Below are 18,028 nucleotides of genomic sequence, written 5' to 3' on the forward strand. Positions count from 1 at the left end.
CAGACCCGGGGCGATTCAGGCAGAAAAGCCCGCTAGCTTATTGATTCGACCTCCAATAGAAGGGCCCCTCAACGGATTCTTCTATGATCGATCGCCTTAAGATCACGGGTGATGCGTTGCCCGGTTGAGGCTGCCACCCATCTCCGTGGGGCAGCCGCAGACTAATGGTGCTGACGAACTGGTGCCGCTCTCGGGGCGGGCAGCGGACAGGCGAGCTCTCGCCAAGGTGGGCGTGATCAGGCCGATCTGACAGTGATCAGGCGCGGGTGATGGTGGTCTTGACCGGGGTCGGGTTCTGGAAGATGTCGAGCACCGGGCAGTGTTCATCCACGGCAGCGCGCAGATCGTCGTAGCGCTCGGTCGTTTCCGGTCCCGAGAGCTCGATGTCGAGCCGCACCTCGGAGAACCCGGAGCGCACGGACTCGTCGGCACCAAAGAGTCGCGCCGCGTCCAGATCAGCTTCGGCCCTGATGACGATGTCGTCGAAGGGAATGCCGAGCTGCTGAGCGTAGAGGCGGTAGACGACGACCTGGCAACCGACTAGCGCGCCGAGGGCGTACTCGACCGGGCTGGTCCCGGCGTCATCGCCAGCCAGCGCCGAGGGCTCGTCGACGACGAAGGAGTGCTTGCCTGCGCGCACCGTCGTTGCTACTGAGCCGGCGCCGGCACCGTCGACCGCGTAAGTCAGATGGGCGTTCGAGCGATCGGCATCTATGCGCTCGGCCCACGCGCTTCCGGCCTTCGTGAGGCGATCGGCGCGAGCCTCGGCGGTGATCTCAGGGACGATGGTCTGGACGCTTGTTGTGGTGGTCATGATCGTGACGATAGAAGCGCCTGGTGTGGGCGCCAAGAGCGGCGAACTCTTCCGTCATCGCGCGTCATATGTTGCTTTTGGGGCTCATCGCATCCGAGGGTGTAGCTGGTTTCTGAAGCCGCCTGATTCGAGGAGGCTGCGGGCGATGTAGTTGGGGAGGTTGCGGAAGCCGAGGGCAGAGCCGCGGAGGTGTTCGAGCCGGCCATTGATCGCCTCGGTGGGACCGTTGCTGGTGCCGGGTCGATCGAAGAACGCCAGGACGTCGTCAGCGCGCTTGGCCAGCGTCCGACCCAGCTTTCCCAGCTCGACGAGGGCGTCGGGGGCCTTCGCGCTGAGTGCCGCGATGACCTTCTCCATCATCGTTCTGGCTCGGACCCGGTCGGCTTCTCGATAGGCGGCGATCATGGCCTGGTAGATCTCCCAGGTCGCCTCGACCGCGGCGTGCTTCTCACTGCTGAACAGACTGCTGAGGCGCTCGCTCTGTCGCTCGGTAAGGAACTTGGACCCGGTGTGGAGGGTGCGGCGGGCGTTGTAGAGAGGGTCGTCCTTACGGCCCCGACGCTTGTGGAGCTTCTGCTGGATCCGGCGCCGGCAGTCGTCCAGAGCGTCCCCAGCGAGGCGGACGACGTGGAAGGGATCCCTGACCGCGACCGCTCCGGGCAGCGCTTCGCTCGTTGCGGTCTTGAATCCCGTGAACCCGTCCATCGCGACGACCTCGATACGGTCCTTCCACGCCTCGGGGCGGGCCTCCAGCCAAGCCTTGAACGCTGCTTTGGAACGTCCCTCGATCATGTCCAGCAGCCGAGCTGGCCCGGTCTTGTCCCTGGTTGGGGGTGAGGTCGATGATCACGGTGACGTATTTGTCGCCGCGTCGGGTGTGGCGCCAGACGTGCTCATCGACGCCGATCACGCGGACTCCGTCGAAGCGGGCCAGGTCATCGATGAGCAGCCGTTTCCCCTCGGTCAGGACGGCGTCGTTGGCGGTGTGCCAGGCCACGCCGAGTCCGGCGGCGACCCGCGCGATCGAGAGGTGATCGATGACCAGGGCCTCCAGCGCCCACCGGTCCCCGCCCCGGGAGAGCTTCGCCCGCCCGGCCGCCGCAGCGGTGATGTCCTCGCGCCAGCGGTACCCGCAGTGGTCACACCGGTAGCGGCGGATCCGCACTAACAACGTCGTGGGACGGTGACCGAACGGCTCATGCGCCAGGGACCGCGAGATCGAGCCCCGAGAGGTCGAGAGTGCTCCGCAGCCTCGGCACCATGGATCCTCTTTAGCGACCCTGCACTCCAGCACCGCCCGGTGGGCCGTGAGACTTTGGCCGACCACGACCAGACCGAGCTCCTCGAGCCGGGTGAAGGTCGTCAGATCAGGGCTGCCGAAGGTAGCGTTGGGCACGTCGAGGTCTTCCTGATGGCGAGCGTGAGAACTTCCATCATCGGGAGACCTCGACGTCTATCCCGGCACCGACGCGCCCGGCCCACGCCCCGCAGCTACCCTCTCAGCTGCGAAGAGCCCAATAAGGTCGACCGAAGATCGAGGAAGGCCGCCGAACCGCAGATGCGGATCGGCGGCCTTCGTCGTCCCCGGGAGTCGGCCAGATCTCAGGGTGATGTGCCGGATCTCAGGCCAGATCTCAGGAACGGACCGGTCCCACCCAGATCTGCTGGGCGTTGGTGAACTCCCGGATCCCGTGCGGGCCCAGTTCACGACCGTAGCCGGAGCGCTTGATCCCGCCCGAGGGCAGTCGCGGATCCGACTTCACGATGCCGTTGACCGAGACCTGCCCGGCCTCGATGCGACGGGCCATGGAGACCCCGCGCTCCGTCTCGGTCCAGATCGCGGCACCGAGCCCGTAGGGGGTGTCGTTGGCCAGCGCCAGGGCATGCTCCGCATCGTCCGCGGCGATCACCACGGCGATCGGCCCGAAGGTCTCCTCGGCGCAGGCGGTCATGCCCGGCTCGACCCCGGTCAGCAGCGTCACCGGGTAGAAGAACCCGTCCCCCTCGGGCATCTCGCCGCCGAGCACGCACGTCGCCCCGGCCTCGACGCTCGTGCTCACCTGGCGATGGAGGTTCTCGCGCAGCTCCTTTCGGGCGATCGGCCCCACCTTGGTGGCCTCGTCGCGGGGGTCGCCGACCACCAGATCTCTGAGCTGCGCGGTCAGCAGCTCCACGAACTCGTCGTGCACAGAACGCTCCACGATCACGCGCTTCGCCGCGATGCACGACTGGCCGGCGTTGATGATCCGTGAGAGCGCCGAGACCTCCGCGGCCTTGGGCAGATCCGCGTCGGCCAGCACGATGCAGGGATCCGAGCCGCCGAGCTCGAGCACCGCGGGCTTGATCTCACTCGCGGCGATCGAGGCGACCTGGGCCCCGGCGCGGTCGGAGCCGGTGAAGGAGACGGCCTGGATACGGGGGTCGCGGATCGCCTGCTCGACGTCCTCGGTGACTGCGAGAAGGGTCTGGAACACCCCCTCGGGGGCGCCGGCGGCACGGAACACCTCCTCGAGCGCGGCGGCGCAGCCCGGCACATGGGGATCGTGCTTCATGACGCAGGTGTTACCGGCCATCAGCGCCGGCGCGCAGAAGCGGAACGCGACCCAGAACGGGGCGTTCCAGGGCAGGATCCCCAGGACCGGCCCGAGCGGCAGGTACTGGACGTAGGAGGACGTCGCATCGGAGTCGAGATGCTCGTCCGCGAGGTACTCCGCCCCGTTCTCCGCGTAGTGCTCGGCCGCCCAGGCGGCCTTGGCGACCTCGCCGCGGGCCTCCCCGATGGGCTTGCCCATCTCCTCGGTCATCAGCGGTGCGAGCTCGTCGGTGTGCTCGCGCAGATGGGCGGCGACGCGGCGCAGCACCTCGGCGCGTTCGGCGAGGGTGGTCTCCTTCCAGGAGGTGTAGGCGGTCCGGGAACGGTCGATGAGTGCGGTGATCTCCGCCGGGGTCGCGGCGGGCACCTCTCGGACGACGCGTCCGGTCGTGGGGTCGATGGCGGTCAGCATGGTCATGGTGCGGCTCCTCTCAGAAGCTCGGCGCGACGACGGCGGAGGTGCGGAAGCTCCGCGCGGAGCTGTCATGGACGGTGAAGTCCTCGGGCAGCGTGAAGAACGACCGGCAGCCGTCCTCGGTGATGTGGACGGTGTCCGAGATGCCGACGGTCTTGTTCCCGTCCACGCCCCACATCCAGGGGAGCAGGTGGAAGGTCATGCCCTCCTCGAGCGGGCGCTCGTCCCCCTCCAGGAGGGAGACGATGTATCCCTCGTCCCAGGAGGGCGGGAACGCGATCCCGATGGAGTAGCCGGCGCGGGTGACCAGCTGAGCGCCCACGTCGTTGCTCTCGATGCGGGTGCGGGTCAGCTCAGCGACCTCGGAGATGGTCACGCCCGGCTTCATGAGGCTGCGCAGCTCGGCCAGCGTCTGCTTCATCAGCTCCTGCGCCGAGCGCATCGAGTCCGAGAGCGCCCCGTTGACCGCGGTGCGCATCATGGCCGTGTGATACCTGCGGTAGCACCCGCCCACCTCGAGGAACACGTGCTCCCCAGGACGGATCATGCGCCCCTCCCACGTGGAGTGGCCGATCATCGAGCGGGGGCCGGACGCGACGTACGGCAGCACCGCCGGGAACTCTCCGCCGGCGCGGAACATCGCCGCGGTGATCGCCGAGGCCACGTCGTTCTCGGTGGCCCCGGCCATCGCGGCGCGCAGCCCGGCGGCCATCCCGGCCTCCCCGGCGTACGCGGCGAGCTGCATGACCTCGATCTCCGCCGACGACTTGCGGATCCGCCCTTCCTCGACGATCCCGAAGCAGTCCACCAGGCCCTCCCCGAAGGCATCGTGGAAACGATCCTGCTGATAGGCGGGGAAGTAGTAGCTGTTGCGCTCGTAGCCCACCCGGGCATCCCCGAGGCGCAGGTCGCGCAGAGTGCTGACCAGCTCGAGGATCGCGTCACCGCTGTCGGGGTAGGCACGGGAGTGCTCCAGCCAGGTCCGCGCGATCACGTTGGACTCCTCGAGCGCGCGGGTGATCATCACCGAGTCCGATTCCAGCGGCACGATCAGGGCCTGGAAGAAGGAGTACCCGGTGGTCTGATAGTCCGTGAGGTACATCAGGTTCTCGGGGTCGGTGATGATCACGGCGTCGAGCTCTCGCTGCTCCATCCGCTCCCGCAGCTCCGAGAGCCTCCGCTCGTACTCCTCGGGAGCGAAGGTCATATCGGACCGGCGGCGCATCAGAGGTCCTTCACGGTGGCGTCGATGGCCTGCTCGAGCAGGTCCAGACCCTCTGCGAGCTCCTCGTCGGGGATGATCAGCGGCGGGATCAGCTTGATCACGCGTCCGCCGCTGCCGCAGGGGCCGATCAGCAGGCCGCGGTCGAAGCATTCCTGCTGGAGCTTCTTGGCGAAGGCGCCGTCGCCGGTGTCCAGGCCCTGGATCATCCCGCGCCCGCGCACCTCCCAGCCGTCGTCGCGGTGCGCGGAGGCGATCCGCGTGAGCCGCTCGCGCATCACCTCCCCCTTGGCCAGGACGTCTGCGAGGAAGGACTCGTCCGTGAAGTAGTCCAGCGCCACGGTGCCGGCGACGAAGGACAGCCCCTGCCCGCGGAAGGTGCCGGTGTGCGCGCCCGGCGCCCAGTGGTCGTCGACCTCGGGCTTATTGAGGTTCATGGCGATCGGGGTGCCGAAGCCGCCCAGGCCCTTGGCGAGCGTGATGATGTCGGGATCCAGGCCCATCCCGTCGAACGAGAAGTAGCTGCCGGTGCGGCCGATGCCCGCCTGGATGTCGTCGAAGATCAGCAGTGCCCCGACCTCGTGGGCGAGGTCCTGCACCTCATGCAGCCAGCTCGCGCTGGCGACGTTGACGCCACCCTCGGCCTGGATGGGCTCGACCAGGAAGGCCGCCGGCGGCAGCAGGCCGCTCGAGGGGTCCTTCAGCGCCGCGGCGTACTCGGAGATCGCCGTCCTTCCGCCCGGTGCGGACTCGAAGGGGAGGCGCAGAATGTTGTCGAGCGGGACCCCGGCCCACTGGCGGAAGGCGTCGTTGGCGGTCGCAGCGAGGGAGCCGAGCGTCATGCCGTGGAAGCCGTGGCTGAAGGCGACGATCTCTCGCCGCCCGGTCGCCCGTCGGGCCAGCTTCATCGCCGCCTCGACGGCGTTGGACCCGGTGGGGCCCATGAACTGCATCCGATGGTCCATGCCCCTCGGCTCCAGGATGACCTCCTGGAAGCGCGAGATGAAGTCCCGCTTCGTGGTCGTGTAGGTGTCCAGGCTGTGGGCGACGCCATCGGCCTGGATGAACTCGATCAGAGCGTCCTTCATCCTCGGGTTGTTGTGCCCGAAGTTCAGCACCCCGGCCCCCGCGAAGAAGTCGAGGTAGGACTTCCCGTCCTCATCCACCTGCCGCGCGCCCGACGCGGACTCGAACACCGTGGGGAAGTTCCGGCAGTAGCCCCGGATGGCGGATTCGTGCGTTTCGAAAACGGTCGTGTCCATGGGAGACCTCGTCTCATGAGGGGAGCGACCTCGATCTCCATGCCCGGCCCTCATAGCGAAGATCGCTCCGTCTGGCAAGTGTGGACCGGTGTGCCGACCATCACTCGCCAGGTCGCGCCCCGTCAAGTCTTCAGCAGGCGCGGGAGACCGCGTGAGCACGCCCTGCAGGTCACTGCGCCGACCGGATGGTAGGGACGCCCTTGCCGCGGTGATCGGGAGGTGTGCCGCCGGTGGGTCCGACTGGTCTGATAAGCGTGCCCGACCGGGCCTGATCAGCGTGATCGCCGTGACGAGGGGTGCTCGGCCGCAGCCCCGCCCCACTCCGTGCCATCGAGCGATATCTCGGCGGTCATGTCCTCGAGGAAATCGATCACGACGCCCCTCTCGCTCGGGCTCAACCGGCGAGCGGCATGGACCCGACGCGCGTGCTGGGCGCCGACGGTGCGCATGGCCGAGGCGCGGGTGGCCGGTTCGATGCTGATCATCAGGGCACGACGGTCCGAGGGATGCCGCCGGCGCCGGATGTGGCCCGCGCGCTCGAGGCGGTCCAGCAGCTTGGTGGTCGACGCGCTCGAGATGCCGAGCGAATGCGCGATCGCGCTGGGCGTCGCCACGGCGTCCGTGTTCTCGCAGACGATGAGGAAATGCAGCGCCCGCATGTCCGTCTCGCCGAGGTCCATGTAGCGCCGCGACGCCTCCGAGAGCGCACGTTCCGCGTCGCGGAGCCCGGCGAGCGCCGCCATGAGCTCGTCGATCTGACCCAGATCCGCCGCGGAGAGGCCGGCACGGTCCACGAGCTCTCCCTGTGGATCGCTCCCCTCGAGGCTGTACAGCGAGGACAGGGCACGGGAAGTGCGGGGGTCTTCCGGCGCGGACGACATCATGCGAGGCATCGTAGCGATCAACCGTCTCGCCCAGAACTTATCTAGCCTGTCTAGCAACTTGTGGGAGACTGCTGTGGCCCGTCGAGCGTCGAAGGAATCCCCGAAGGAACCCCATGCCCACTCCCCCCGGCCCCTCCGGCCCCACCCACCGCGGCAGCGGTCCGCGCGTCCCCCGTGCGCTGCGCATCCTCATCCCGGCCGTGCTGATCCTGGTCTGGTTGGCGGCCGCGGGCATCGGCGGTCCCTACTTCGGACGGGTCGACGAGGTCTCCTCCAACGACCGCACCGCGTACCTTCCGGACTCCGCGGAGGCCACGCGGGCCCAGGCGCTGGCCGGCGACTTCAGCGGCTCCGACGCGATCCCGGCGATCATCGTGATCACCGGCGAGCAGGAGCTCACAGAGGACCAGCTGGGGGCGATCACGGACGCGACCGAGGCGCTCGATGACGTCGACGGGGTGGAGGGTGAGATCTCCCCGCCGATCCCGTCGGAGGACGGCCTGGCGGTTCAGGTGTTCGTCCCGCTCGACGCCGACGCCGATCTGGGCGACCTGGTCCCGCAGCTCGAGGAGGAGCTGTCCTCCGACCTTCCCGCCGGGCTGACGGCCCGTGTCACCGGCCCCGCCGGTTTCTCCGCGGATCTCGGGGCCGCCTTCGCAGGGATCGACGGGCTCCTGCTGGGCGTCGCGCTGGCCGCGGTGCTGATCATCCTGGTCATCGTCTACCGATCCGTGCTCCTGCCCCTGATCGTGCTGTCGACCAGCATGTTCGCCCTGTGCGCGGCCCTGCTGCTGATCTGGCACCTCGCCGCGGCCGATGTGCTGCTGCTGAGCGGTCAGACCCAGGGCATCCTGTTCATCCTGGTCATCGGGGCTGCGACCGACTACTCGCTCCTGTACGTCGCACGGTATCGGGATGAGCTGCGTCGTCAGCAGCGGAAGGGGGCCGCCACGGTCACCGCCCTGCGTGGCACCGTGGAGCCGGTGCTCGCCTCGGGCGGGACCGTGATCGCCGGCCTGCTGTGCCTGCTCCTGTCCGACCTGAAGTCCAACAGCACCCTGGGGCCGGTCGCGGCGATCGGGATCGTCTTCGCGATGCTCGCCGCGCTCACGCTCCTCCCGGCCATCGTCTACGTCGCCGGGCGCGTCGCGTTCTGGCCCCGCCACCCGGTCTATGACCCCAGCACGTCCGACGTCTCGTCGCCGGTCCTCGATCACGGGGTGTGGGGCCGGATCGCCACGGCGGTGGCCCGGCGTCCTCGGACGATCTGGATGCTCACCGCGATCGTCCTCGCCGTCGGCTGCGCAGGCGCCCTCCAGCTGAAGGCCGACGGCGTCCCCCAGTCGGATCTCGTCATCGGCTCGTCCTCCGCTCGCGACGGACAGGTCGCCCTCGGGGAGCACTTCCCGGCCGGGGCGGGCAGCCCGGTGCAGGTCATCGTCGACGAGGAGGACCTGCAGGCCTCGACGGATCTCCTCCTCCAGGACGACGGCATCGACTCCGTCTCCGTGACCGCGGAGGACTCCCCCAGCGGCTCCGCACCGGTGACCGCCGACGGCGTCCAGGCCCAGGGCCCACCGGGGTCTCCCGCCGCGTCGCCGACCGTGGTCGACGGCAGGGTCCTGCTGCAGGGGACCCTCACCGACGCGCCGGATTCGGCTGCCGCCGAGCAGACCGTGCGCGACCTGCGAGCAGCCCTCGGCCACGAGGGCTTCACGGCGATCGTGGGCGGGGAGACCGCCACCGCGCTCGACACGAACGACGCCTCCGCGCATGACCGCGCGCTGATCATCCCCGTCGTGCTCGTGGTGATCCTGCTGATCCTGATGATGCTGCTGCGCTCGGTCCTCGCCCCGATCATGCTGGTCGCCACCACCGTGCTCTCCTTCGGCACCGCGCTCGGGGTCGCCGCCCTGGTCTTCCAGCATGTCTTCGCCTTCCCGGGCGCAGACCCGGCAGTGCCCCTGTACGGCTTCGTGTTCCTGGTGGCACTCGGGATCGACTACAACATCTTCCTCATGACCAGGGTCCGGGAGGAGGCGCTGCACCAGGGAGCGCGCGAGGGCGTGGTGCGCGGCCTGGCCGTCACCGGCGGCGTCATCACCTCCGCCGGGCTGGTGCTCGCGGCGACCTTCGCGGCGCTGTCGGTGATCCCGATCCTGTTCCTCGTCCAGATCGCCTTCATCGTCGCCTTCGGGGTCCTGCTGGACACCTTCGTGGTCCGCACCCTGCTGGTCCCGGCGCTCGCCCTGGACCTGGGACGGGCGATCTGGTGGCCCTCCCGGCTCTCCCGCAGGGCGCCTCGGTGACGCCGAGCGGACAGGCGGGCGACCGTGACCTCGGTCCCAGGATCGGGGGCCGCGCCGGGGCCGGGGCGCGCTTCGGCGGGGCGCCCTCCTAGACTTCCCCCATGAGCAGTCCGATCGCCGCCACCAGCACCCCCTCCCCCGCCGTCGAGTACGTCCTCACCTTCGTGTGCGAGGACCGCCCCGGCATCGTCCACGCGGTCACCGGCGCGATCGTCGAGGTGGGCGGGAACATCACGGAGAGCAGGCAGTTCGAGAGCGGCACGACGCACCGCTTCTACATGCGTCTGCAGCTGGTCACCACCGCGACGGCCGAGGAGGTCACCGCGGCCCTGAGCCCGGTGATCGAGCGGTTCGGCATCGAGCACCATCTCGACGTGGTCGGGCGCCCGCTGCGCACCCTCGTGCTCGGGTCCACCGCGAAGCACTGCGTCAACGATCTGCTGTTCCAGATCGATGCAGGGCACCTGCCGATCGAGGTGCCGCTGATCCTGGCCAACCACCCGACTCTCGAACCGCTCGCGGCCTTCCACGGGATCGACTTCGAGCACCTCCCCACCAAGGGCGAAGGCGCGAAGGAGGCCTTCGAGAACCGGGTGCGCGAGGCGATCGAGGAGCACGACATCGAGCTGGTGGTGCTGGCCCGCTACATGCAGATCATCTCGCCGGAGCTCTGCGCGGAGCTCGCCGGCCGGTGCATCAACATCCACCACTCCTTCCTGCCCGGATTCAAGGGCGCCAATCCCTACCGGCAGGCCTACGCGCGCGGCGTCAAGCAGATCGGCGCCACCGCCCACTTCGTCACGAGCGACCTCGACGAGGGGCCGATCATCGAGCAGGACGTGATCCGTGTGGACCACACGCGCTCCCCGCAGGAGCTGATGGCGATCGGGCAGGATGCCGAGGTGCGCACGCTGCGCCAGGCCGTCACCTGGTTCGCCCAGTCGCGCGTGCTGCTCGACAGCACCCGCACCGTCATCTTCCGCTGACGGCCCGCGGGTGCGCTGTCAGAAGACGGGACGCCCACCGGTCACACCGAGCACGGTGCCGGAGACATAGCTGGCCTCCGCCGGGCTCGCCAGGAACACGAACGCCCCGGCGCACTCGGACGGCTGACCGGCGCGTCCCAGGGGCGTGTTCGCCCCGAACTCGACGTAGTCGTCGGACTCCCTGGTCGCGACGTTCAACGGGGTCCAGATCGGCCCCGGGGCGACGGCGTTCACACGGATCCCCCGAGGCCCCAGATCGGCCGCGAGGTTCACGGTGACGTTGTTGATGGCTGCCTTGGTCGCCGCATAGTCCATGAGCGGCACCGAGGGATCATAGGACTGGATCGACGAGCAGTTGATGACGCTCGCCCCGGCGTGCAGATGCTCCGCCGCCTCCTGGGTGATCCAGAACAGGGCCTCGAGGTTGGTGGTCAGCGTGCGATGGAGCCGCTCGGAGGCGATGCCCGCGAGACCCTTCGGCTCGGCCCGGCCCCACTGGAAGGCGGCGTTGTTGACCAGGATGTCCAGTCGGCCGAACTCCTCGACGGTGCGGGTGACGAGGGAGCGTGCCGTCGTCTCCTCGCGGAGGTCACCGGGCAGCAGGAGCGCACGCCGCTCGGCCTCCTGGATCCAGGCCGCCGTCTGCTCGGCGTCCTCCTGCTCCTCGGGAAGGTACGAGATCGCCACGTCGGCGCCCTCACGGGCGTAGGCGATCGCGACCGCCCGGCCGATGCCGGAGTCCCCGCCGGTGATCAGGGCGACCAGACCCTGCAGACGACCGTGGCCTTCATAGGTGCGCTCACCGTGATCGGGGACGGGACGCATCGGTGCGGTGAGGCCGGGCGGCTGCTGGTCCTGCGCGGGGAACGACGGCTCGCCGCCGCGGGTCGAGAGGTCGCGAGCCCTCCGGGCGACCTCGGAGGGCAGGGACTGCTCAGCATGCTGAGGCATGGGAACTCCTTCGTCGAGAACGGGGCTCGTACGTCGAGGACACGACCGATCCGCTCACGGTAGCGCTCGGCGCCGGCTCGATCACGGGACGGAACGAGCGGTCGGCCCGCTCAGACCAGCCCGAGCTCCCACGCGGTGCGGACCGCGGAGGCGCGATCCCCCACGCCGAGCTTCTCGTACACGTGCATCAGATGGGTCTTCACGGTCGCCTCGCCGATACCCAGCCGCGACGCCACGGCCCGGTTCGTGCAGCCGTCGGCGACGAGCCGCAGCACCTCGGCCTCCCGAGCGCTGAGCTGGACGCGCGTGCCGCCGAACCCGGTGAGGGCCGCGAGCGCGGCCGGGGCGAGCACGGCGCGGCCGGCGACCAGATCGTGCACGGCGCGGGTCACCTCGTCGCCGGGGGTGTCCTTCAGCAGATAGCCGTCCGCGCCCGCCTCGAGCGCACCGCGGATGTCCCGGTCCGTGTCGTAGGTCGTGAGCACGAGGATCCTCGGCGCGCGGGGATCGCGGGCTCGCAGCGCGCGGATCGCCTCGATGCCGTTGGTCCCGGGCATGCGCAGGTCCATGAGCACGACGTCCGGTGCGGCGGCGGCGATCACCGCGAGGGCCTCTGCACCGTCCGCGGCGGTTCCGACCACCTCGATGCCGGTGTCGGCACCGAGCATCGCGACCAGGCCGTCGCGCACCACCGGGTGGTCGTCCACGACGACGGCACGCACCGGGGCCCGTGCGCTCATCGCGGCACGCTCGCCGTCACGGTGCACCCCTGACCGGGCGCGGAGAGCACGCGGAGGCTGCCGCCGGCCCGTCGGGCACGGTCGGCCATGTTCGCCAGGCCGTGGCCCCGCGGAGCATGGTCCGCCTCGAATCCGGCGCCATCGTCGCTGATCCGCAGGAGCGACCCGTGCTCGTCCCCGGCGAGGGTCACGGTGACCGTGGTGGCCCCGGCGTGCCGGGCCACGTTCGCCAGGGCCTCCTGGGCGATGCGCACCAGGACGTCCCCATGAGGGCCATCGCGCGTCGCCTCGTCGGCATCGAAGGTGGCGACCACCCGATGGGTCCGCGTCCAGCGGGCCACGAGCCCCGACAGCGCGTCGACCACGTCGGTGTCATGGAGCTGGTGGGGACCGAGCGCCTCCACCGCACGCCGGGCCTCGAGCAGACAGTCGCGTGCGGCCTCCTCCGCCACGGTGACCCGATGACGTGACTCGGCGTCGATATCCGGGCCGACGGCCTCCAGCTGCCGGATCACCCCGATGAGGCCCTGGGCCACGGTGTCGTGGATCTCGCGGGAGAGCCGAGTGCGCTCCTCGTCGGCCCCCGCCCGTCGCGCCCCGGCGATCAGCTCGTCATGCAGCTCCGCGTTCTCCGCGTTCACGCGGCCGACCTCGATCAGCGCATGCTCCCGCTGGGCGAGGACCCTCTCGCGCTCGGCGGCGAGGAACAGCATCCCGGCAGCCAGCAGGAGGTTCACCACCGCGAGGCCCACGAAGAGTCCCGTCTCCGCTCTCACCACATGGATGCCGCCCACCTGGCCGACAGCGCACAGCAGCGCGGTGGCCACGACCACGGCGCGTGCTCGTGCCCCGTCGAGGAATCTCGCGGAGTCGAGATATCCGACGAAGGCATAGATGCAGGTGAGCGGGTTCAGCAGCAGCCCGATCGCCACCAGTGCCACGTGAACCGAGTACAGCGCTCTCAACGCGGTCGAATCCTGACCGGTCCGGCGCAGGACCGTCTCCATGACGGCGCGCAGGCCCAGCAGCAGGGTCGTGGGCACCAGGGCCCACAGCACATGCTCGGGCAGCAGCCACGACTGCGCACCGATCCAGCCCACCGCCCAGGCGACCAGCAGCAGCACCGGGGGCATCCATACGCCGAGCATCGGGTCGAGCGGCCGTGACGAGGTCCCACCGGTGGGACCCCGGGGTGCGCCCGGGGCCGCGGTCCCGACCCAGGCAGGATCGAGCGCAGGGAATCGTGCCATGGCGTCCAGTCTTCCCTGGGACCCTCGTCGGCGCCAGGGCACGGGCATCCGCCGATCGGTGGATGCGTCGGCTCCCGATCGGCCGAGGCGCACCGGACTCGGCACCCCTAATGTCGAGTGCATGTCCCAGAGCCTCTCGCCCGAGCCCACGGAGACGATCCCCGCCCGGGCTCCGACGACCCGACTTCACCACCTCGACGCGCTGCGCGGCGGCGCCCTCCTGCTCGGCGTGCTGCTCCACGCCCTGATGCCCTTCCTCCCCGGCGGCAACTGGCTGGTCGACGACGCCCACGAGTCCTGGGCGGCGGCAGGCGCGGTCGGCGTCATCCATCTGTTCCGCATGGCGCTGTTCATGATGCTGGCGGGCTACTTCGGCCACATGGTGCTGCACCGCCGAGGCGTCGCGGCCTATGTGAAGGACCGTCTCACCCGGATCGGGCTCCCCCTGGTCGCCTTCTGGCCCGGACTGTTCGCGCTCATGATCGCCGCCGTGGTCCTGAACGAGGTGGTCCGCGGAGCCGCACCGATCGCCGCAGCGGACACCGGCCCCGCTGCGACCCCCGGATTCCTCGCCGTGCCCACGATGCACCTGTGGTTCCTGCTCCTCCTGCTGGAGATCGCGCTCGTCGTGGTGGCGGTGAGAGCCGTCCTGCTGCGGATGCTGGGCACCGAACGAGCCGCCGGAGCCGCCGGACGGATCGGTGGGGCGCTCGCCTCGCCCGTAGGCGTCGTGCTGGCCGCGGTGCCGTACGCCGCAGGTCTCATGGTCCAGGAGAGCAGCGACGCCAGCATCATCGAGCCGTACACCCTGGTCCCGGTAGCCGGGGCCAGCATCGGCTACAGCGGCGCCTTCCTGGCTGGCTGGTTCCTGCGAGCGCGATCCGGATCCCTGGCCCGGCTGGAGCGCCAGTGGATCCCGCAGCTGGTGATCGCTGTCCTGCTCAGCCCGCTCGCGCTGGCGGCACCGATGTTCGCCCCTGCGCTCCTGACCGCCGCGTTCGCCGCGCTCGCCGGCTGGGCCTGGGTGTACGGGCTGCTCGGACTCACCGCACGGCTCGTGCAGCGTGCGATCCCCTGGGTGCGCTACCTGGCGGACGCCTCCTACTGGATCTACCTCGTCCACTTCCCCCTGCTGCTCCTCGTCGAGGTGCCGCTCGCCGCGCTCGGCGCGCCGATCCTGCTTCAGCTCGCCGTTGCTCTGATCGTGGTGATGGCGGTCCTTCTGCTGAGCTACGACCTCTTCGTGCGCTCGACCTGGATCGGCGCATGGTTGAACGGGCACCGTCGGCCGCGGGCCGTCTTCGTGCGCCGGTGACGATCAGGGCTCGTGGTCCCCGCTCAGCCCTTCACGCCGCCCGCCGCGGCGAAGCCCTGGCCCAGGCTGCGGCCCAGGAACAGGTACAGCGCCACGACCGGCAGCGAGTAGAAGATCGAGAACGCGGCGAGCTGTCCGTAGGCGACCTGACCGTACTGCGAGGAGAAGGTGTACAGGGTGACGGCCGCCGGCAGGTTCTCCGGGCTCAGCAGCAGCATGAACGGGACGAAGAAGTTGCCCCACATGCTCACGAAGGTGAAGATCGTGGCGACCGCCAGGCCGGAGCGCATCAGCGGGATCACCACCGACCACAGGGCACGCAGCACCCCGGCGCCCTCCGTCCACGCGGACTCCTCGATCTCGACCGGCACACCGTCCATGAACCCCTTGGTCAGGAAGATCGCGTACGGCAGCGAGCTCGCACCGAGGAAGAGGATCGCCCCGCCCATCGAGTCCACGAGGTTCACCTGCACGAACAGCGAGTAGACCGGGATCATGATCGCGGTGATCGGCAGACCCGTGGAGAAGATGACGGTCAGCAGCAGGGGGCGCTTCGCCTTGAACCGGAAGCGTGACATCGGATAGGCGCACAGGATCGCCGCGCACATCGTCACGATCGTCGCGCCGCCGCACAGGATGAGGGAGTTCAGCAGCGGCCGGAACGTCGTCTCCGCGTTCCAGATGGCGGAGAAGTTCCCCAGGCTCCAACGGTCGGGCCAGGCCACGGACAGGGAGGCCTCGGTGTCGAACGAGGCCAGCACGACCCAGAGCAGCGGCACCACGAAGCCGAGACCGATCACGATCATCACCACGGTGCTCGCGACCGACGCGCTGCGTGCACGGGATCCCTGCTTCGCGGCCTTCGGGGTGGCTCTCGTCCGACCCTGCGGGCTGGTACGGGTGGTCGTCGCGCTCATCGCTTGTCCTCCTCCGGCAGCAGACGCAGGTACACGATCGAGGCGACGGCCCCGATCAGCAGCAGGAGCAGGGCCACGGCGGTGCCGTAGCCCAGCTGACCGTAGGAGAACGCCTGCTCGTACATGTACAGGGGCAGGGTCTGGCTCTGCCGGGCCGGACCGCCGCCCGTCATGATGAAGATCAGTCCGAAGACCGACAGGGTCTGCAGGGTCGTCAGCATGAGGTTGGTCGCGATCGCCGGCCGCATCAGCGGCAGCGTCACCGATCGGAAGCGGCGGACGGGCCCGGCCCCGTCGAGGGCCGCGGATTCGTAGACGTCCCCCGGCACGGAGCTGAGCGCCGCGGAGTAGACCAGCATCGAGAACGCCGTCCCGCGCCAGATGTTCGCGAACGACACCGCCAGGATCGGTGCGGTGAACAGCATGTCCTGCGCCGGGAGTCCGACCGAGGTGAGGAGGGTGTTGAGGCTGCCCTCGCTCGCGAAGAAGGTGTAGAGCAGATAGCCGGCCACCACCTCGGGGAGGATCCACGCCGCGATGATGAGGGAGGTGACCAGGAAGGAGACCACCCGGTTGGCGCGCTCCATGAGCAGGGCCAGGAGCATGCCCATCACGTTCTGACCGATCACGGCGGAGACCACGGTGAAGATCAGGGTCAGGCCCACCGCGTTCCAGAAGTCCCCGTCGGTGAAGGCGTCCATGAAGTTGTCGAAGCCGACGAAGCTGGTCTCGGCCGCCCCGTCCCCGCGGATGGCACTGTCCGTGAAGGCGAGGTACAGCGAGTAGATGATCGGGCCGAGCATGAAGCCGATCAGCAGCAGTCCGGCGGGCACCATGGGCAGGGCGCGCGAGAGGGTCAGGCGGTCTCCGAGATGGCTGCGGCGCCGACGTGGCGCCGGGCTGCCGGCCCGGGCGGCGACGGGTGGTGCATCGGTGGTCATGCGGTGGCCTCCTGCACGTTCTCGGGGCCGACGATGTCGGTGACGGTGGCGTCATAGGCGGCTGCGGCGGCCTCGGGCGTGGATCCCGTCATGACGGCTTCCATCGCCTCCTGGAGCGCCGAGGAGACCTCCGGATAGGCCGGCAGCGCAGGGCGGTAGTAGGCGCTCTCGAGCAGGTCGGTGAAGTACTCGACCGCCGGCGAATAGCTCGCGTACTCCTCGCGTTCGGCGACATCAGCACGCACCGTGATGTGGTTGTCCGCGATCGCGTACTTCACGAGGGTCTCGGTGGAGACCAGCTTCTGGAGGAAGCCGAAGGCGACCTCGCGATCGGTGACGTGCTTCGGGATGGACAGGCCCCAGCCGCCTGCGAGGGTCACCGTCCCGGTGCCGCCGCCGTCCTGGGTGGGCATGTCCGCCAGACCGATCACGTCGGACCATTCCGGCCACGGCGTCGGGGCGGTCTCGGTCCAGTTCTGGGAGATCCAGGACCCGTCGATGAGCATCCCGAGCTTGCCGTCCGGGAGCAGCGAGGAGTAGATGGTCTCGGAGATGTTGGGATCCAGGTGCTGGCCGAGCGAGCCCGTGAGGTCCTCGTCGAACAGCGTCTTGAGGAATGCCAGCGAATCCACGAAGCCCTGACTGCCGAGGACCCACTTCTCCGCCTCGCCGTCGTAGAGGCCGGTGCCGTCGCCGGTGCCGTACATGAACATCTCGAAGCCCTGCATGGACGCCTTCTCGCCCTGCGGGGTGCCGGCGAACATGAAGAAGGGGATCGCCTCGCTGTCGGAGTCGCGGATCGCGCGCGCCGCCTCGAGGATGTCGTCCCAGCTGCCGGGCTGCCAGTCCTCGGGCAGGCCCGCCTCGGCGAACACCTCGCGGTGGAACCACAGCGCGCGGGTGTCGGTGGTGATCGGCACCCCGTAGATCTCGCCGTCCTCCCCCGTGACGGCGTCCTTCGAGGCGTCGGCGATGTCGTCCCAGTTCTCCAGGCCCTCGACCAGGTCGGTGATCGGCTGCAGATAGCCGGCGCCCACGTCGGAGAGCAGGATGAACGAGTCCTCGTAGACCAGATCGGGGCTGGTGCGCGGGGAGCTCATGAGGAGCTCGTTCTTGGTGAAGTAGTCGTTCTCCGCCGCCACGATCGGGACCAGTTCGACGACCAGATCAGGGTTCTCCGCGGAGAACTCCTCGGCGGCTGCGGAGATCCACTCCTCCTTGATCGTGCCGGAGCCGAACTGCTGGAAGGCGATCCGGATCAGGTTCGGATCCCGCGAGTTCCCGGAGCATCCGGCGAGAGCGGCCAGAGGGAGCACCGCTGCGACGCCGGCGGTGTAGCGCAGGAAGGTGCGGCGGCCGGTGGGCAGCCGGTGGGGTGGTCGGTGGGCCACGAAGACCTCCTCGTCGACGTCGTTCACGCGCTTGAGCC

Annotated in this window: 14 protein-coding genes and 1 pseudogene; 3 read left to right on the plus strand and 12 right to left on the minus strand. The window is 69.4% G+C overall.

Annotation, left to right across the window (positions count from 1 at the left end; genetic code table 11):
* Nucleotides 1-256: 256 nt before the first annotated feature.
* The 6 genes and pseudogenes from CIK71_RS00005 to CIK71_RS00030 all read right to left on the minus strand — a co-directional run bounded on the left by CIK71_RS00005 (nucleotide 257) and on the right by CIK71_RS00030 (nucleotide 7,190).
* A complete protein-coding gene (locus tag CIK71_RS00005) occupies nucleotides 257-850 on the minus strand; it encodes an OsmC family protein (protein WP_245857243.1) in 594 nt (197 codons plus the stop codon).
* A 48-nt stretch (nucleotides 851-898) separates the two neighbouring features.
* Nucleotides 899-2,210, minus strand: a pseudogene (locus CIK71_RS00010) (ISL3 family transposase).
* Between the two features lie 238 nt (nucleotides 2,211-2,448).
* Nucleotides 2,449-3,825 carry an NAD-dependent succinate-semialdehyde dehydrogenase gene (locus tag CIK71_RS00015; RefSeq protein ID WP_096163144.1) on the minus strand — a complete coding sequence of 459 codons (1,377 nt, stop codon included), beginning with the start codon at nucleotides 3,823-3,825 and terminating at the stop codon, nucleotides 2,449-2,451.
* Between the two features lie 13 nt (nucleotides 3,826-3,838).
* Nucleotides 3,839-5,047 carry an ectoine hydrolase gene (doeA, locus tag CIK71_RS00020; RefSeq protein ID WP_096163145.1) on the minus strand — a complete coding sequence of 403 codons (1,209 nt, stop codon included), beginning with the start codon at nucleotides 5,045-5,047 and terminating at the stop codon, nucleotides 3,839-3,841.
* Nucleotides 5,047-6,306, minus strand: a complete 1,260-nt coding sequence (locus CIK71_RS00025) for an aspartate aminotransferase family protein (protein ID WP_096163146.1) — start codon at nucleotides 6,304-6,306, stop codon at nucleotides 5,047-5,049. Before CIK71_RS00025 ends, doeA begins: the two co-directional genes overlap by 1 nt.
* Before the next feature lie 272 nt (nucleotides 6,307-6,578).
* A complete protein-coding gene (locus CIK71_RS00030; RefSeq protein ID WP_096163147.1) occupies nucleotides 6,579-7,190 on the minus strand; it encodes a MarR family transcriptional regulator in 612 nt (203 codons plus the stop codon).
* 113 nt (nucleotides 7,191-7,303) lie between these two features.
* Here CIK71_RS00030 and CIK71_RS00035 point away from each other — a divergent pair, with 113 nt between their 5' ends.
* Nucleotides 7,304-9,499, plus strand: a complete 2,196-nt coding sequence (locus tag CIK71_RS00035) for an MMPL family transporter (RefSeq protein WP_096163148.1) — start codon at nucleotides 7,304-7,306, stop codon at nucleotides 9,497-9,499.
* A gap of 101 nt (nucleotides 9,500-9,600) precedes the next feature.
* Nucleotides 9,601-10,485: a formyltetrahydrofolate deformylase gene (locus CIK71_RS00040; RefSeq protein ID WP_096163149.1), complete on the plus strand. Its 885-nt coding sequence runs from the start codon at nucleotides 9,601-9,603 to the stop codon at nucleotides 10,483-10,485.
* 18 nt (nucleotides 10,486-10,503) lie between these two features.
* Here the strand turns inward: CIK71_RS00040 and CIK71_RS00045 are convergent, their stop codons facing one another.
* The 3 genes from CIK71_RS00045 to CIK71_RS00055 all read right to left on the minus strand — a co-directional run bounded on the left by CIK71_RS00045 (nucleotide 10,504) and on the right by CIK71_RS00055 (nucleotide 13,426).
* Nucleotides 10,504-11,436, minus strand: a complete 933-nt coding sequence (locus tag CIK71_RS00045) for an SDR family oxidoreductase (RefSeq protein WP_096163150.1) — start codon at nucleotides 11,434-11,436, stop codon at nucleotides 10,504-10,506.
* A 110-nt stretch (nucleotides 11,437-11,546) separates the two neighbouring features.
* Nucleotides 11,547-12,176: a response regulator transcription factor gene (locus CIK71_RS00050; RefSeq protein WP_096163215.1), complete on the minus strand. Its 630-nt coding sequence runs from the start codon at nucleotides 12,174-12,176 to the stop codon at nucleotides 11,547-11,549.
* Nucleotides 12,173-13,426, minus strand: a complete 1,254-nt coding sequence (locus tag CIK71_RS00055) for a sensor histidine kinase (RefSeq protein WP_158541869.1) — start codon at nucleotides 13,424-13,426, stop codon at nucleotides 12,173-12,175. The genes CIK71_RS00050 and CIK71_RS00055 overlap by 4 nt, the downstream gene beginning before the upstream one ends.
* Nucleotides 13,427-13,547: 121 nt before the next feature.
* On the opposite strand from CIK71_RS00055, the gene CIK71_RS00060 reads away from it, so the two are divergent.
* Complete coding sequence (locus tag CIK71_RS00060; RefSeq protein WP_096163152.1) at nucleotides 13,548-14,741, plus strand: acyltransferase family protein; 1,194 nt, start codon at nucleotides 13,548-13,550, stop codon at nucleotides 14,739-14,741.
* Nucleotides 14,742-14,764: 23 nt separating this feature from the next.
* Here the strand turns inward: CIK71_RS00060 and CIK71_RS00065 are convergent, their stop codons facing one another.
* The 3 genes from CIK71_RS00065 to CIK71_RS00075 are packed head-to-tail and all read right to left on the minus strand — an operon-like array spanning nucleotide 14,765 to nucleotide 18,017.
* Complete coding sequence (locus CIK71_RS00065) at nucleotides 14,765-15,658, minus strand: carbohydrate ABC transporter permease (RefSeq protein ID WP_096163153.1); 894 nt, start codon at nucleotides 15,656-15,658, stop codon at nucleotides 14,765-14,767.
* A complete protein-coding gene (locus CIK71_RS00070; RefSeq protein ID WP_096163154.1) occupies nucleotides 15,655-16,599 on the minus strand; it encodes a carbohydrate ABC transporter permease in 945 nt (314 codons plus the stop codon). Before CIK71_RS00070 ends, CIK71_RS00065 begins: the two co-directional genes overlap by 4 nt.
* On the minus strand, nucleotides 16,596-18,017 hold the full coding sequence (locus CIK71_RS00075) for an extracellular solute-binding protein (RefSeq protein ID WP_377805988.1): 1,422 nt from the start codon (nucleotides 18,015-18,017) through the stop codon (nucleotides 16,596-16,598). The genes CIK71_RS00070 and CIK71_RS00075 overlap by 4 nt, the downstream gene beginning before the upstream one ends.
* Between the last annotated feature and the right edge of the window lie 11 nt (nucleotides 18,018-18,028).

The sequence above is a fragment of the Brachybacterium alimentarium genome, assembly GCF_002332425.1.
In the GTDB taxonomy this organism is placed as follows: domain Bacteria; phylum Actinomycetota; class Actinomycetes; order Actinomycetales; family Dermabacteraceae; genus Brachybacterium; species Brachybacterium alimentarium.

Bases quoted from the DNA above. Each gene is read 5' to 3' on its own strand.
- CIK71_RS00040 (WP_096163149.1), top strand. From the start codon at position 9,601: ATGAGCAGTCCGATCGCCGCCACCAGCACCCCCTCCCCCGCCGTCGAG.
- CIK71_RS00035 (WP_096163148.1), top strand. From the start codon at position 7,304: ATGCCCACTCCCCCCGGCCCCTCCGGCCCCACCCACCGCGGCAGCGGT.
- CIK71_RS00030 (WP_096163147.1), bottom strand. From the start codon at position 7,190: ATGATGTCGTCCGCGCCGGAAGACCCCCGCACTTCCCGTGCCCTGTCC.
- CIK71_RS00025 (WP_096163146.1), bottom strand. From the start codon at position 6,306: ATGGACACGACCGTTTTCGAAACGCACGAATCCGCCATCCGGGGCTAC.
- CIK71_RS00060 (WP_096163152.1), top strand. From the start codon at position 13,548: ATGTCCCAGAGCCTCTCGCCCGAGCCCACGGAGACGATCCCCGCCCGG.
- CIK71_RS00045 (WP_096163150.1), bottom strand. From the start codon at position 11,436: ATGCCTCAGCATGCTGAGCAGTCCCTGCCCTCCGAGGTCGCCCGGAGG.
- CIK71_RS00050 (WP_096163215.1), bottom strand. From the start codon at position 12,176: ATGAGCGCACGGGCCCCGGTGCGTGCCGTCGTCGTGGACGACCACCCG.
- doeA (WP_096163145.1), bottom strand. From the start codon at position 5,047: ATGCGCCGCCGGTCCGATATGACCTTCGCTCCCGAGGAGTACGAGCGG.
- CIK71_RS00065 (WP_096163153.1), bottom strand. From the start codon at position 15,658: ATGAGCGCGACGACCACCCGTACCAGCCCGCAGGGTCGGACGAGAGCC.
- CIK71_RS00070 (WP_096163154.1), bottom strand. From the start codon at position 16,599: ATGACCACCGATGCACCACCCGTCGCCGCCCGGGCCGGCAGCCCGGCG.
- CIK71_RS00015 (WP_096163144.1), bottom strand. From the start codon at position 3,825: ATGACCATGCTGACCGCCATCGACCCCACGACCGGACGCGTCGTCCGA.
- CIK71_RS00055 (WP_158541869.1), bottom strand. From the start codon at position 13,426: ATGGCACGATTCCCTGCGCTCGATCCTGCCTGGGTCGGGACCGCGGCC.